General features: G+C 69.5%; 12 protein-coding genes. 8 read left to right on the top strand and 4 right to left on the bottom strand.

All coding sequences use genetic code 11. The features are described from left to right. Positions 1-3 precede the first annotated feature (3 nt). The 3 genes from C5E06_RS18065 (at position 4) to C5E06_RS18055 (ending at position 4028) form a co-directional block, all read left to right on the top strand. The gene (locus C5E06_RS18065; RefSeq protein WP_104298143.1) at positions 4-2097 is read left to right on the top strand and encodes an acyl-CoA dehydrogenase; all 2094 of its coding nucleotides are present in this window, start codon (positions 4-6) and stop codon (positions 2095-2097) included. 113 nt (positions 2098-2210) lie between these two features. Next, the gene (locus C5E06_RS18060; protein ID WP_104240201.1) at positions 2211-3557 is read left to right on the top strand and encodes an FAD-dependent oxidoreductase; all 1347 of its coding nucleotides are present in this window, start codon (positions 2211-2213) and stop codon (positions 3555-3557) included. A gap of 9 nt (positions 3558-3566) precedes the next feature. After that, a complete protein-coding gene (locus C5E06_RS18055; protein WP_104240202.1) occupies positions 3567-4028 on the top strand; it encodes a flavodoxin domain-containing protein in 462 nt (153 codons plus the stop codon). 29 nt (positions 4029-4057) lie between these two features. Here the strand turns inward: C5E06_RS18055 and C5E06_RS18050 are convergent, their stop codons facing one another. Continuing rightward, a complete protein-coding gene (locus C5E06_RS18050) occupies positions 4058-4555 on the bottom strand; it encodes an Lrp/AsnC family transcriptional regulator (RefSeq protein WP_104240203.1) in 498 nt (165 codons plus the stop codon). A gap of 571 nt (positions 4556-5126) precedes the next feature. Here C5E06_RS18050 and C5E06_RS18045 point away from each other — a divergent pair. Then, positions 5127-5831 (top strand): cyclase family protein, encoded by a 705-nt coding sequence (locus tag C5E06_RS18045; RefSeq protein ID WP_104307806.1) that lies wholly within the window; start codon positions 5127-5129, stop codon positions 5829-5831. 19 nt (positions 5832-5850) lie between these two features. After that, positions 5851-6615, top strand: a complete 765-nt coding sequence (locus tag C5E06_RS18040; RefSeq protein WP_258064903.1) for an IclR family transcriptional regulator — start codon at positions 5851-5853, stop codon at positions 6613-6615. 34 nt (positions 6616-6649) lie between these two features. On the opposite strand, the gene C5E06_RS18035 is transcribed toward C5E06_RS18040, so the two are convergent. From C5E06_RS18035 to C5E06_RS18025, 3 genes are read right to left on the bottom strand one after another with little or no spacing between them, the layout of a single operon-like run. After that, complete coding sequence (locus C5E06_RS18035; protein WP_104307777.1) at positions 6650-7402, bottom strand: IclR family transcriptional regulator; 753 nt, start codon at positions 7400-7402, stop codon at positions 6650-6652. Between the two features lie 51 nt (positions 7403-7453). Next, a complete protein-coding gene (alr, locus tag C5E06_RS18030; protein WP_104307776.1) occupies positions 7454-8620 on the bottom strand; it encodes an alanine racemase in 1167 nt (388 codons plus the stop codon). Next, positions 8617-10134: an amino acid permease gene (locus tag C5E06_RS18025; protein WP_374953248.1), complete on the bottom strand. Its 1518-nt coding sequence runs from the start codon at positions 10132-10134 to the stop codon at positions 8617-8619. Before C5E06_RS18025 ends, alr begins: the two co-directional genes overlap by 4 nt. Before the next feature lie 255 nt (positions 10135-10389). Between C5E06_RS18025 and C5E06_RS18020 the strand changes: the two genes are divergently transcribed. From C5E06_RS18020 to C5E06_RS18010, 3 genes are all read left to right on the top strand, one after another. After that, positions 10390-11475, top strand: a complete 1086-nt coding sequence (locus tag C5E06_RS18020; RefSeq protein ID WP_104307775.1) for a homoserine dehydrogenase — start codon at positions 10390-10392, stop codon at positions 11473-11475. Continuing rightward, complete coding sequence (locus tag C5E06_RS18015; RefSeq protein WP_308471442.1) at positions 11472-12896, top strand: aldehyde dehydrogenase family protein; 1425 nt, start codon at positions 11472-11474, stop codon at positions 12894-12896. The genes C5E06_RS18020 and C5E06_RS18015 overlap by 4 nt, the downstream gene beginning before the upstream one ends. 136 nt (positions 12897-13032) lie before the next feature. Continuing rightward, positions 13033-13926 carry a neutral zinc metallopeptidase gene (locus C5E06_RS18010; protein WP_104240207.1) on the top strand — a complete coding sequence of 298 codons (894 nt, stop codon included), beginning with the start codon at positions 13033-13035 and terminating at the stop codon, positions 13924-13926. The last annotated feature ends 53 nt before the right edge of the window (positions 13927-13979 follow it).

Raw genomic sequence — 13979 nt, 5'->3', positions numbered from 1 at the left:
TCCGTGTCTGACATCAGCATCAACGATCCGGAACTCGACGAGCCTGTCGCTCTCGAGCAGAGCCGCATCGATGTCGGCTGGCTGTCGCAGCAGCTGCTCGGCACCTGGCCGGAGGAGCGGCTGCGCGCGCGAGCGAACTCGGCCCGGCCCGAGCTCTGGCGCGATCCGGCTCTGGCTATGCCGGAGCATCGTGACCGCGTCATGGGCCAGCTGCGCATCCTGGTCGAGGAGGGGGCAGTCAACCTGGCCTTCCCGAAGCGGCTCGGCGGCGGCGAGAACCACGGCGGCAACATCGCCGCGTTCGAGGAGCTCGTCGTGGCAGACCCGAGCCTGCAGATCAAGGCGGGCGTCCAGTGGGGCCTGTTCGGCTCGGCCGTCATGCACCTGGGCACCGAGTACCACCACGACACGTTCCTTCCCGGCATCATGAGCCTCGAGGTGCCGGGCGTCTACGCCATGACCGAGACGGGCCACGGCTCGGATGTCGCCTCGATCGGAACGACCGCGAGCTACGACGAGGGCACGCAGGAGTGGGTCATCAACACCCCGTTCCGCGGGGCCTGGAAGGACTACCTCGGCAACGCGGCGCTGCACGGCAAGGCCGCGGTCGTCTTCGCGCAGCTCATCACGAAGAACGTCAAGCACGGCGTGCACGCCTTCTACGTGCCCATCCGCGACGACGACGGCGGCTTCCTGCCCGGCGTCGGTGGCGAGGACGACGGCGTCAAGGGCGGCCTCAACGGCATCGACAACGGCCGACTGCACTTCACCGAGGTGCGGGTGCCTCGGCGCAATCTCCTCAACCGCTACGGCGACGTCGCGGAGGACGGCACGTACAGCTCGCCGATCGAGAGCCCTGGGCGTCGCTTCTTCACGATGCTCGGCACGCTCGTGCAGGGTCGCGTCTCGCTCGATGGCGCCTCGGTGGCCGCCTCGAAGGTCGCGCTCAAGATCGCGGTCACCTACGCGAACGAGCGCAGGCAGTTTGCGGGCGGCGATGGCGAGGAGACGGTGCTGCTCGACTACGGCATGCACCAGAAGCGGCTCATCCCGCGTCTCGCGACGACGTATGCGCTCAGCTTCGCGCACGAGAACCTCCTCAAGCAGTTCCACGGCGTCTTCTCCGGCGAGCTCGACACCCCCGAGAACCGGGAAGACCTCGAGACCCTCGCGGCGGCGCTCAAGCCCCTCTCGACCTGGCACGGCATCGACACCCTCCAGGAGGCCCGCGAGGCCTGCGGCGGTGCCGGCTTCCTCGCCGAGAACCGAGTCGCGCAGCTGCGCCACGACCTCGACATCTACACGACCTTCGAGGGCGACAACCACGTGCTGCTGCAGCTTGTCGGCAAGCGCCTGCTCAGCGACTACGCCGAGCAGTTCAAGGGTGCTGACCGGGGGCAGGTGACGCGCATCATCGCCGAGCAGACCGCCGAGCGCGTCTACTCGGGCTCCGGGCTCCGGGGCATCGGCCAGATCGTCCTCGACCGCGGCAGCCGCGCGCGGTCCGTCGGCTGGCTACGCCAGCCTGCCACGCAGCACGAGCTGCTGACGGCGCGCGTCGAGACCCTCGTCTCCGAGATCGCCGCCAAGCTGCGCAACGCCAAGAAGCTGTCCAAGGCCGAGGCGGCCGCGCTCTTCAACCGCAACCAGCCGACGCTCATCGAGGCGGCCCGCGCGCACGGCCAGCTCCTGCAGTGGGAGGCGTTCACCGACGCGATCACCACCATGCCGGAAGGCAAGACCCGCCAGGTCCTCACGTGGCTGCGCGATCTCTTCGGTCTGGGCCTCATCGAGGAGAACCTCGCCTGGTACCTCATGTCGGGTCGGCTCTCCGTGCCCCGCGCTCAGGCCGTCTCCGCCTACAGGGAGCGCCTCATCGCGCGTCTGCGCCCGCATGCCGCTGACCTCGTCGATGCCTTCGGCTACGGGCCGGAGCACATCCGCGCCTCCATCGCCTCCGGCGCTGAGCGCGAGCGGCAAGACGAAGCCCGCGCCTACATGCGCGCGCAGCGGGAGTCGGGCACTGCCCCGGTGGAAGAGAAGGCGATGCGCGCTGAGGAGAAGCTCAAGCAGCAGAAGGCGGGTGCCAACGCCTGACGCTCGCGCGCCGAGCCGCGGCCGGCCGCCAACCTGAAGCGGCGGCCTGGGTCGAGGTGCGATACTCGGCGGAGCGTTTCCCGCGCCCCGTGAGTCGAGGAGAGCATCACCGCATGACCGTTGAACCCCGACGTGCCGTCGCGATCATCGGCAGCGGCCCGTCGGCCTGCTACACGGCGCAGGCGCTGCTCAAGCTGCGCCGCGACGTCGAGATCGTCATGTTCGAGCGGCTGCCCGTGCCGTATGGGCTCATCCGCTACGGCGTCGCCCCGGACCACGTCGGCACGAAGGCCGTGACTCGGCAGTTCGATCGCCTGTTCACCCGCTCGGGTGTGCGCTTCCTCGGCAACGTGGAGGTGGGGCGGGATGTCGAGTTCGATGCCGTTCGCAGCGCGTTCGACGCGACGGTCGTCGCCACGGGGCTCCACGCCGATGCGGAGCTGCCGCTTCCCGGCTTCGACGACGAGCGGGTCATCGGCGCTGGTCGGTTCATGCGCATCCTCAACCAGCATCCCGGCGACGAGATCTCGCTCCCGCAGCTGGGGAGTCGGGTCGCGGTCGTCGGGAACGGCAACGTCGCGATCGACGTCGTGCGCCTGCTCGCCAAGCACGAGACCGACTTCGAGGGCTCTGACGTGCACTCGCCGCTGCTCGACGCCGCAGCAGGCGAGCTGCAGGTCATCGAGGTGCTCGGGCGGGCAGGCATCGACGACGCCAAGTTCACACCGTCGCTGCTTGCCGAACTCGGGCGCATCGACGATGTCCGCGTCGAGGCCTTCGGCGTCGACGACAGCTCTCTGGCGGACACATCGACTCGGTCCGCACAGGCCGTCGCCCTGGCAGGCCTCCTGGACCGACCGCAGCCGGAGAATCCGCGGGTCACGGTCCGCCTTCGACTCGGCGTCGCGCCGGTGGCGCTCGCGCGGGACGGCGAGACCCTCCGCCTGTCGCTCGCCGGACCGGGCGCGTCCGAGGCGCTCGCCGCCTCGACGAGCGCCGAGCCCGCATCCATCGACGTCGACTCCGTCATCACGGCCGTCGGCTTCCACCGCGGCGACGCGCACCTCCTGCACGCGCTCCTCGGTCACGAGGATGATGTCTTCGCGGCGGGCTGGGCGAGACGGGGCCCCAAGGGCACCATCGCCGAGAGCCGCGCCGAGGGTCAGACGGTCGCGCGAGAGGTCGACTCGTGGCTCGCATCCGCGGCGCACGAGCCGCACGATGAGCGGGCCGCACTGCTCGAGCGGCTCGAGGAGAGCGCCGTGAGCTTCGCCGAGTGGAGCACGATCGATGAGCACGAGCAGCGCCGGGCTGGCCCGGGGCGCGTGCGAGCGAAGGAGCAGAACACCGAGACGCTGCTGCGCATCGCACGCGGCCGAGCCGAGGTCGACTCCTCCGACGCGCACGCCGAGGCCGGTCGTGCGAGTGTCCAAGACCCCCACCCCGCAAGCAACACCTAGGAGCAGCACATGAGCATTGTCATCCTCTACGGCACCGAGTCGGGCAACGCCGAGCTCGTGGCCGGCGACCTCGCCGACGCCATGCCGGACCGCGACGTCATGGTCGAGGACATGTCGGTCTTCGAGCCGGAAGAGCTCGAGGAAGGCACCTTCTACCTCTTCGTCTGCTCGACGCACGGCGACGGGGAACTCCCGAGCGGTGCCCTGCCCTTCTGGGAGGAGCTCGACGCCATCCGTCCCGCGCTCGACGGGTACCGCTACGGCATGTTCGGGATGGGTGACACCACCTACTCGGACACCTACAGCCAGGGGAGCGAGCACATCGACCGGCTCATGACGGAGCTCGGCGCGCAGCGCGTCGGCGAGTACGGTCGCCACGACGCCAGCTCGCGCCAGACGGCGAGCGACGCGGCGCTCGCCTGGCTGCCGACGCTGCTCGCGGCGCTCGAAGCGGCCGGCATCGACGCGTAGCGCCCGTCCGACTGGCCTTCCGCCGCCCATCACGCATCAGCGATGGGCGGCGGCGTGTGTCCGGCAGGTGCTGGGGGAGGGCGGCGGATGGCGGTGGAGAGCGAGAGCGACGTGACGGTGTCCGAGACTCCGGGAATCGCGGCGATGCTCTCCCAGACCTCTTTGATGCGCTCGACCGATCGCGCTTCGAGCAGGACGAACAGGTCGTAGTCGCCCGTCAGGATGTCGCACCTGGTGACCTCGGGGACCTGCGCGAGGGCAGCGAGCACGTCGGAGCCGCGCATGCGGTCGGAGCGGTACACGAACAGCACCGCCGAGATCGGGGTGTCCTGGCTGCCGGCGTCATGTCCCCGGACCAGCGTGTAGCCCTCGATGACGCCGTCGCGCTCGAGTCGCTCGATGCGCTGCTTGACGGCGTTCCTGGAGAGCCGCACCTTGTTGCCGAGGGTCACCAGCGGGGTTCGCGCGTTCTTCGTGAGTTCGCGCAGCAGCTGCGCGTCGATGTCGTCGCGTGGTCGCATCGTCATTGTCTGCTCCCTCTTTGAGTGTGACATTAGCATTCTCGCGTGGTTATATGGCATGGGCGCGGGACGAGAATGACGCGATGGCGCGTCACAGGAGAGGAACACCATGGTTCTCAGCACGACGGTTCGAAGCAGGATCCGGATCTACTGGCCCGTGCAGCCGGAGACGTTCGCCGAGGTCGTCGCTGGCAACGCCGCGGTCTTCGCAGACAGCCCAGACGTACGACCCCTGAGAGAGGCCCTCTCGTCGTTCCCGGAGGTCGGGGACTTCGGCGACTACAAGACGGTGACGGAGGTCTCGATCGGCTTCGAGGGCTTCACCGTCGGCCCAGGGGCTCAGCCGACGCTCGGATCCGCCGGAGAGCGCACCATCTCACCGACGCTCGCCGTGACGACCCACGTCGAGAGCGAGCTGGGCTCTCACCGGCTCACGGAGATCCTCGAGCGCCTCGTCGAGGTCCATCCGTGGGAGGTTCCGGTCATCGAGGTCACCGAGGGCGTGACGCTCGTCTCGCGCGCCAGAGACGAGCCTCCTGCCGCCCGCAGCGATCTGTGGCCCCAGCTGCGTTCGGCCATGCTCGGCCGCACGTTCACGGACCTCACGCACGCCTTCAATGTCGGCCAGCCGCGCTTCCCTGCATTCCCCGACGAGGAGCGGAGGGAGATCTTCTCCCTCGACCGCGGCGATGGCTTCACGGCCCACCGGTACTCGATCATCGGCCAGTGGGGCACGCACGTCGACCCGCCCTCGCACTTCGCGCAGGGCGGACGCAGCCTCGATGAGCTGCCCGTCGCGGAGATGATCCTTCCGCTGGTCGTGCTCGATATCAGCGCGCGTGCCGCAGTCGACCCCGATGCGACCCCGACGCTGCAGGACATCGAGCTCTGGGAGAGCGAGCACGGGAGGATCCCCGCTCGATCCTTCGTCGCGCTGCGCACCGACTGGAGCACGCGGTGGCCTGACGCGTCGGCCATGGCGAACGCGAGCGCCGACGGGGTCAGCCACGTGCCTGGATGGAGTCGCGAGGTGCTGACGTTCCTGGTCACCCAGCGTGATGTCGCGGCGGTCGGCCACGAGCAGACCGACACCGACCCGGGCTCCGCGACCTCGGTGGGCGACTTCAGTCTCGAGCGGTATCTGCTGGAGCAGGACCGCTGGCAGATCGAGCTCATGGCGCACCTCGACCGCGTCCCAGCGGCGGGGGCGGCTGTGGTCGCGACGTGGCCCAAGCCCCTGGGCGGCAGCGGATTCCCGGCGCGCGTCTTCGCCATCCACTGAGCGTCGCTAGGCTGGCCGCGTGGACTCCAACTCGAGCATGGGGCGTGCGCTGGACGTGCTCACGACCCTCGCCGACCTCACGAGCGTGGCGCCGCACCGGGCGACCGTCGCGCAGGTCGCGGCGATGCTCGAGCGTGACCGCTCGCAGGTGTCTCGGACGCTCAAGTTCCTCACGGAGGAAGGGGCGGTCACGAGGCTCGAGGACCGGAGCTACCAGCTCGGCTGGCGGGGCTACGCCACCGCTCAGGAGCTCACCGATCGTCGCCTCCAGACCGACGGACTCACGCTGCTCGAGGAGCTCGCCGAGAGGACGCGCGAGGCCTGCTTCATCGGCGTGCTGAGCGGTGACAGCACGGTGACGATCGTGGAGGCGCTCCCGACGGCCGCGCGCATGATCGGGTCATGGCTGGGGCGCCCCTACCCCGCGTTCTGCTCGGACGCGGGGCAGGGGGTGCTGTGGGATGCCACCGACGACGAGATCGCCGCGGTGCTCGCCGCGACCGAGTTCCGGGCCGCGGGCCCGAACGCCGCGGCCAGCCTCGAGGAGTTCCTGGCGAGGCTCGCGGCTGCGCGCGAGCGCGGCTACTCGATCGTGGATGAGGAGGCCGAACCGGGCCTGTACTCCGTGGGTGCTCCGGTGTACGACTTCCGGGGCGAGGTGGTCGCCGCCGTGCAGATCGTCGGCACGCGCGAACGGCTGCGCCCGAAGACGGCAGAGCTGGGTGCGGCCGTTCGGGACTCCGCCCTGACGCTGTCCACGATTCTCGCCGCTCCAGCGCACTGAGCGTCGCGCGCTCCCGCGCGCATCCGCTCGCTGCTCAGGAGTCGGCGAGCGCGCTGAGGCGATCGGCCGCCGCCGCCATGGCCGCGATGAGACGCGGCTGGGCCGTCTCCGGGAGCGCCCGCGACACACAGCTCAGGGCGGCGACGATGGCCCCTTCCTCGCCGCGAATCGGAGCAGCCAGGTCGGAGGTCCCGTGCTCGAACTCCTCGAACGCGTCGATGTGTCCGGTCGCGCGATCGCGAGTCAGTCGTTCGGAGAGCTCCGTGATCGAGTAGGGGGCTCTCGGGCCGCCGACTCCGACGAACTGTGCGTTCCCGAGCAGCGCCTGGAGCTGATCGGTCGACGCATCCCAGAGCAGCGCCCTGCCGGCTCCCGTGCACCAGATCGGCGTCACCATCCCCGGGCGGACGGAGGTGCTGGCGCCGGACGCGGGCGACTCGAACCTGAGGAGCAGGGCCCGGTCACCGAGCGACGCCGAGATGCGGGCATCCACCTGGAACGCGGAGACGAGCCCGCGGAGCTCTCGACGTGCCTCCCGGAGCCACGGCATCTGGCGTGCTGCGGCCACTTCGAAGTGACGGGGGCCCGGCCGGAAGGCGAGGTCCCTGTTCTTCTCGAGCATGCCCAGCTGGACGAGCTCCTGAGTGAGTCGCGAGACCCGGCTGCGTTCGAGCCCCGTGTGGTCGGCCAGCCTCGAGACGGTGAACGCGCTGCGTCCCGTCGCCTCGCGCTGCGTCGCCGCGGCGAGCAGCTGCAGGCCCTGGGAGAGCGACGACTGCTGGTGCATGCGAGGCTCCCGTCTCGTGGGGCTGCTGGGCAACTCGGTGATCGTGACGTTTCAGCCTAGCGTCGTGGCACGCTCCAGGGCGTGCGCACCCGTTGCCTTCCGCGGGAGCATTCTTCCCCACGCCGTGTAGAGGTCGGCGGCGAGGTGCCCGTGCGCGAGCTCCAGGTCGGCGCCGGTCACTTCCTCACCGCCCTGCCTGCCGTAGAGGACCACCTCGTCACCGGGGAACACGCCGTGCACCTCCGTGACGTCGATGGTGAGGCAGTTCATGGCGAGCAGGTCGATGACGGGAGCCCGCTTGCCGCGGATGAGGACTTCGGCTCGACCGCTCAGGTCGCGGGGGTAGCCGTCGCCGTATCCCACCGGAACCGTGGCGAGGACGGAGTCCCTCGCGAGTGCATGTGCGCGGTTGTAGCCCACGCTCTCGCCGCGCGAGTAGCCGTTGACGGCCGCGACGCGCGACTTGAGCGCCATCGCCGTCCGGAACCGCTTCGGGTCGGCGGCCGTGTCGCCGTAGAGTGCCGCGCCGATCCGCACGAGGTCGAGTCTCGACTCCGGGACCATGAACGCGGCGAAGGAGGTGGCGCAGTGCCGGTCGATCGGCGAACGCGCGCCTCGCTGCGCGAGGGTCGCGCGGATGACCTCGGATTCGGCGACGAACCGTGCCGTGCCAGCCCGGACGTCGTCCGCATCCTCTTGAGGGAAGTGCGTCGCGACGCCGCGCACGTCGAGCCCTGGGAGCGAGGCGAGCGCGCGCAGCTCAGCCAGTCCCGCGTCCCGGGAGACGTCGACGCCGTCACGTGAGATCCCGGATGAGTTGATGGAGAGGTGCACCGGGATGCTCCGTCCAGCGGCGACGGCGACGGCCGACGCGGCGGTCGCCTGGGGGAACCCGCCGATCCATTCCTCGATCATCCACGCCGTGCCCGCCTGCATCTCCTGCGGCTGCGCTGAACGCAGCCGCAGGAGACGCCCCGTGAAGCCAAGGGCGCGGAGTTGGGCGGCTTCACGGTTCCTCGAGATGCCGAGCATCTCGATGTCGTGGGCGATGACGACGGGGCCGACGAGATCGATGCCGTGCCCGTAGGCGTCGGACTTCAGCACGACGCAGAGCGTGCTGTTGCCGGCGAGCTCTCGCTTGATCTCCCGAAGGTTGTGGTGGATGGCGTCGAGGTTGATCTCAACCCAGACCGGCTCCGCCGTCATCGCGGTGGTCATGACGTGTGGCTCCTCGGTGCGTCCAGCTGCTCAGCTGGGGCGGACGCAGCTTCCTCGTCGACGAGGAGCGCCGGCTTCGCGCCCCGGCGCGTGTACCGCCACCAGAAGACGACGTAGCAGGCGATGACGAAGGGCACGCCGAAGTACAGTGCGGCGATCTGGTTCGGGTCGAACGCGATCGCCACGATCGAGATGCTGAGGAGCGCGAACGCGAGGATCGGGACGAACGGGTAGAGCGGGGTCCGGTAGGCCAGGGTGCTGACGTCGCCGCCGGCCCGGACGAACTTCCTCCTGTGGAAGAACTGGGACGCGACGATCGACATCCAGACGGCGACGACGGCGAAGCCTGCGACGGAGACGAGGACGAGATAGACCGTCTCGGGCGCCATGACGCTCGAGATGAGCGAGGCGAGCCCGCCGAGCATGCTGACGCTGAGGGCCGTGAGGGGGATGCCTCGCCGGGTGAGCTTCGTGAATGCGCGTGGGGCGTGCCCCTCCTCGGCGAGGGAGAAGAGCATCCGCGCGCAGGAGAAGAGTCCGCTGTTGCCGGCGGAGAGCAGCGCCGTGATGATGACGAAGTTCATGATGTCGGCGGCGAACGGGATGCCGATGTACTCGAAAACGGTCACGAACGGGCTGTCGGTCACGCCGGTCTCCTCGTACGGGACGATGGCCGCGATGACCGTGATGGCGCCGATGAAGAAGATGACGAGGCGCAGCACGGTCGACTTGAGCGCACGCGGGATGTTCTTCGCCGGGTCCTTCGTCTCGCCGGCCGCGACGCCGATCAGCTCGGAGCCGCTGAAGGCGTAGAAGACGGCGAGGGCGGTCACCAGCACCCCGGAGATCCCGGTCGGGAAGAGGCCATCCGGCGTCTCGAAGTTCGTGAAGAACACTGGGCCGTGCTCGGCGGCTGGGCCACCGAACGGGGCGAAGCCGACGATGGCCGCGCCGCCGAGGATGATGAGCACGACGATGGCTGCGACCTTGACGATCGAGAACCAGAACTCCGACTCCCCGAACACGCGCGCCGAGATGGCGTTCATGCCGAAGAGCGCGGCGGCGAACACCAGGCACCAGATCCAGACGTCGACGCCCGGGAACCACCGCTGCATGAGGATCCCGGCGGCGGTGAACTCGGAGCCGAGGGCGACGGCCCAGCAGAGCCAGTAGAGCCATGCTGTCGTGAACCCGGTCGCGGGGTTGATGCTCCGGGCCGCGTAGATGTGGAAGGCGCCCGAGACCGGGTAGGCGACGGCCAGCTCGCCCAGGCAGGTCATCACGAGGTAGACGACGACGGCGCCGATGCCGTAGGCGAGGACGGCGCCGAGGGGGCCAGCCTGCGAGATCGTGTAGCCGGAGCTCAGGAACAGGCCAGAGCCGATGACTCCGCCGAGCGCGATCATGACGAGGTGACGCGCGCCCATGGATCGCTGCAGCTTGCGCAGGGGAACTTGGGTCGACGTCGTGTGCGGGAGCGAGTTGGGCAGCTCTTCGTGCGTTGAGGGGGACATGGGCTCACCTTTGAGTTCTGTGTCGCGGTCGAGGAGCAGTGTGCAACATAGCCACGCGTTGATGCCTATATTGCATCCTCTGGAGGTAATTCCCAAGTATCCCGACGAACTGCGCCGACGCAAGAGTCCGAACCCGCGTCAGGCACATGGGCAGCGAGGCGAGCAGAACGGCAGCCACGAGCAGCGAAAAGACAGCATCGCGCTGCCGCCACTGCAACCCAGGCTGAGGGCACCTAGAACACACAAGGAGACACCGTGAGAAATTACGATCTGGCCCTCATCGGGTTCGGCGGCGTCAGCCGAGCCCTCGCAGAGATCATCAGCAACGACGCTGCACGCCTGACCGCCCAGCTCGGCTTCACCCTCAGAGTCGTCGCCATCACCGACCTCGCCTTCGGATCGCTGGTGCAGCCGGGCGGAATCGACCTCGAACATGTCCTCGCGCTGCCCCGCGGCTCCGATTTCGGGGGACTGCCAGGCGGGTCGGCAGAACCGAACAACCGAGAGGTCATCCAGGGATGCACGGCGGACATCGTCGTCGAGGCCACCTTCACGAACCCGAGCGACGGAGAGCCCGCGGCCTCCCACGTCAGGTGGGCACTGGAATCCGGCAAGCACGTCACGACGACGAACAAGGGGCCGGTGGCCCTCCACGCCGCGTCGCTCAGTGCGCTCGCGGCGACGCGAGGGCTGGCGTTCGAGTTCGAGGGCTCCGTGCTCAGCGGAACCCCGATCCTCCGGTTCGCGCAGCAGATGCTCCCTGCGCTCACCGTGACCTCCGTCGAGGGCATCCTCAACGGCACGAGCAACTACGTCCTCGGACGCCGCGAGGCGGGCGTCTCGCTCGAAGCCGCGATCGCTGAAGCGCAGCAGCTCGGGTACGCGGAAGCCGACCCGACCGCGGACATCGAAGGGTCGGATGTGCGGCTCAAGGTCGCCATCCTCGCGCAGCAGGTCCTCGGTGTCGACGTGCCGACGACCGAGGTCGTCACGGAGGGGATCTCCGGCATCACCGATGCGGACATCGTGGAAGCCGCGGCGCAGGGTCTCAGGTGGAAGCTCGTCGGCTCGGCGACGCGCACCGCAGAGGGCGGGGTGGAGGCGCGCGTGCGGCCCGTCGCGCTCAGCGCGGAGCATCCACTCGCCGGCATCGCCGGCCCGACCAACGCCGTGACGTTCACGACGGACCTGCTCGGCCAGGTCACCGTGGCCGGGCCAGGAGCAGGTCGAGTGGAGACGGCGTACGCGCTGATCTCCGACCTCGTCGCCATCGACAGGGCGGCATCGCAGCGCGTCGCCCCCGAAGATGAGCTCGTCGGGCTGTTCGGGGCGACGCTGTGACCGCCCTGTCGTCGCTCTCGAGGGAGCACCGCACGCTCGCGGCCCGGGGGGAGGAGCTCGTCGTCACGAGCCCCGCCGATGGAGCCGTCGTCGGCGGGGTCAGGCAGCACCTCGCAGAAGACCTCCCCGAGATCCTGGCCCGAGCGCGGGCGGGCAGCCTCGTCGCCAAGTGCCTGTCGCGGCATGACCGAGCGAGCGTCCTCGAGCGCGCCGCCGACCTCCTCCGTGACCGGTCGGAAGCCGTCGCCGACCTCATCGTCGCGGAGGCCGGGAAGACCATTCGCCAGGCGCGCAAGGAGGTCTCGCGCTGCCAGAACACCCTCAAGCTCTCGGCTGCCCAGGCCCGCAGCAACGCGGGCGAGGTGATCCCGTTCGACGCCTACGAAGGCGAGGAGACCCGAACGGGATGGTTCACACGGGAGCCGCTCGGCATCATCGTCGCCATCACGCCGTACAACGACGCGCTCAACCTCGTCGCGCACAAGGTCGGCCCCGCCATCGCCGGGGGGAACTCCATCATCCTCAAGCCGTCGCAGCTCACGCCGCTGACCGCCAGGCTCCTCGTCGACCTCCTCGTCGAAGCGGGCCTTCCAGCGGAGGTGATCACCACCGTGCACGGCGACCGTCGCCTGTCGGAGGCGCTCGTCTCGGCCAGGGAGGTCCGCATGGTGTCCTTCACGGGAGGGTTCCGGACGGGTGAGGCGATCGCCGCCTCCGCCGGCATCAAGAAGGTCGCCATGGAGCTGGGAGGCAACGCGCCCGTGCTCGTCTTCGCTGACGCCGACCTCGAGGCCGCCATCGGGCGCTGCGTCTCTGGATCGTTCTGGGCAGCGGGGCAGAACTGCATCGGCACGCAGCGCATCATCGTGCACGAATCGATCGTCGAGCGCTTCCGAACGGCGTTCGTCGCCGCCGCCTCCGAGCTCACCTTCGGCGACCCCAGGCAGGAGACGACCGACGTGGGCCCGATGATCAGCACCGCCGCCGCCCGATCGGCGGAGGAAGCGGTCGAGGCCGCCGTTCGCGCGGGGGCCGAGCTGCTTCTCGGCGGTCGCGCCGAAGGGCACATCTTCCCGCCGACCGTCCTCACCGACGTCCCTCGCGAGCAATGCGTGTGGGCGGAGGAGGCCTTCGCGCCGATCGTCGTCATCGAGGCCTTCTCCACCTTCGAGGAGGCCGTCGATCTCGCCAACGAGCCCGAGTACGCGCTGCACGCTGCGGTCTTCACGGGCAGTCTCGCGACGGCGATGCGAGCGACTCGAGAGCTCGACGCCGGAGCCGTCATGGTCAACGACTCCTCCGACTACCGCTTCGACGCGATGCCGTTCGGTGGTGCCAAGTACGGGAGCATGGGGCGCGAAGGCGTCCGGTTCGCCTACGAGGACATGACGCAGACCAAGGTCGTCGGCATCCTGGAGTGACCCGCATCACACGGGCGCCGTGAACGAGGGCGAGCGGATGCAGTCGGCGTGTGCATCCGCTCACCGCTCGGCCTCGGTTTGGGAACGCTCGCCGATCAGCGCCCCGACCGGCCGCCCAGCGGAGTAGATTGCGCGCATGACTTTCAACGAGAACGCGAAGCTCGACACGAGCGGCGTGCAGAAGCGCGGCCGGGGGGCCAAGACCGCCGCGATCGGCGGCGGCTCGATCGGCCTGCTCATCGTGGCGTTCCTCGCCTCGCAGTTCCTCGGAGTCGACCTGACGGGGCTCGTCAGCGGCGTCGACACGGGCCAGCAGTCGCAGGAGCAGGTCGAGGGCACCGGCCTCGAAGCCTGCCAGACCGGTGCTGACGCGAACGCGCAGATCGAGTGCCGCATGGTCGGCGTGCAGAACTCGCTCGCCGACTTCTGGGAGACCGAGAGCGCGGCCGTCGGCGTCACGTACGAGCGGCCCGGGTTCATCCTCTACGAAGGCCAGACGAGCTCGGCCTGCGGCACCGCGTCCAACGCGGTCGGCCCGTTCTACTGCCCCGGCGACTCGTCCATGTACGTCGACACGTCGTTCTTCCAGCTGCTCACCTCGCAGCTGGGCGCCAAGGAGGGCCCGCTCGCGGAGATGTACGTCGTCGCGCACGAGTGGGGCCACCACATCCAGCACCAGATGGGTGTCTTCGACACCACGAACCGCACGGACACGGGGCCGACCTCTGACGGCGTGCGCATCGAGCTGCAGGCCGACTGCTTCGCCGGCTCCTGGCTGGGCGCCGCGGCGACCACCGAGACTGCCGACGGCGTGACGCTCCTCGAGCCGCCGACACGCGAGCAGGTGGATGTCGCCCTGTCGGCAGCATCCGCCGTCGGCGACGACCATATCCAGGGCCAGCAGGGCCAGGTGAACCCGGAGTCGTTCACGCACGGCACGAGCGAGCAGCGCGTGAACTGGTTCGTCACGGGCTACGAGCAGGGCACCGGCGCCTGCGACACCTTCGCGGTCAGCGGCAGCCAGCTCTAGCGTCCGCCGCGCGTCGCGCCGGCGCGCAGCATCGTGGCCCGGTGCCGCCCATC

It is taken from the genome of Pseudoclavibacter sp. RFBI5 (assembly GCF_002931395.1).
Classification (GTDB): domain Bacteria; phylum Actinomycetota; class Actinomycetes; order Actinomycetales; family Microbacteriaceae; genus Pseudoclavibacter.
The sequence above is the reverse complement of the archived record's forward strand: the minus strand, read 5'-3'. Positions and strand labels throughout refer to the sequence as shown.